The 1,090-nt window shown below is 36.5% G+C and carries 2 protein-coding genes; both read left to right on the top strand.

The genetic code is table 11. From position 1 onward, the window contains the following. A partial coding sequence (locus ABT186_RS47835) for a hypothetical protein (protein WP_351930733.1) occupies positions 1-655 on the top strand: 655 nt, incomplete at its 5' end. After that, positions 655-1,090: type I restriction-modification system subunit M N-terminal domain-containing protein (locus ABT186_RS47840; RefSeq protein ID WP_351930735.1), on the top strand; the 436-nt coding region annotated here is incomplete at its 3' end. The genes ABT186_RS47835 and ABT186_RS47840, both read left to right, overlap by 1 nt.

Genomic DNA, 1,090 nt, shown 5'->3' on the forward strand with positions numbered 1-1,090 from the left:
CCGAAGCTATGATCAATACGAAGAGGACTTTGAAGCATTTTCAGAAGTAGTGGAGCAGATGCCACAATATCAAGGTAAAACGGAAAATGTTAAAACAAAGATTAAAGAAATGATCGAGGATGAGGAGCATCCTGAGGAAGACTTCGAGAAGCTTTTACAAGAGATTGCTTTTTCTTCGCAGCTCAATGCGACACATAAAGACATCGTGGATAGTTTTTATATTAATCAACTTTTGAAAGCGATTCAATTAAACGAAGCAGGGGCCGTTGAAAAATTTGAAAAAGAAATCCAACAAAAGGATCCTCAAATCCAAAAGATGTATCACACCTTGAAAGATCAACTCGTCAATACTACTGAAGAGATCGATGTGGCTCAATTAAAAGAGACTTCGATTCAAAATGAAATTCAAAGACAACTTCAAAAAGAAGCCGAAGAATTTGGATTATCCTTCGACTTTTTACAGTCTGCAATGAATGAATATCAAGGCGATAAGAAAACGATCCCTTATTTAACTCATTTACTGGATTCGATGACCCTTAGTAAAGAAGAGTTTGAAGCCAAAACGGGTGAAAAATACAGAAGAAGAACAAAAGTTTTAGAAGAACGACTACAACAAAACTTTGAACAACTTCAAAAATGGAAAGAAGAATTATAATGGCGACAGGTTTAAATCAACAACTATGGGCTTCTGCGGATATCTTACGTGGGAAGATGGATGCAAGTGAGTATAAAAACTACTTACTGGGATTAATTTTCTATAAGTACTTGTCTGATGCGCAGCTGAGAGAAGTTTATGAACAAGAAAATGGCAAAACAGATACCTTCCCAGAACGTTCCACTCAGTATGCAGGCTTCATGGAATGGTACGAAGAAGACAAAGACGATTTAATCGAAAATATCCAACCCAAACAAGGCTACTTTATCAAACCCGATCAATTGTTTTATCACTACCGCCTCAAAGCTGATAACTATGAATTTAACTTGACCGACTTACAAGCAGGTTTTAATGAGTTGGAACGTCAAGGAGAAGAATTCAGTGGATTGTTTGCGGATATTGATTTAAACTCAACAAAATTAGGCTCAAATGCAC

Origin of the sequence: Streptomyces sp. NPDC001634 (assembly GCF_040298185.1) — a bacterium.
Classification (GTDB): Bacteria; Actinomycetota; Actinomycetes; order Streptomycetales; family Streptomycetaceae; genus Streptomyces.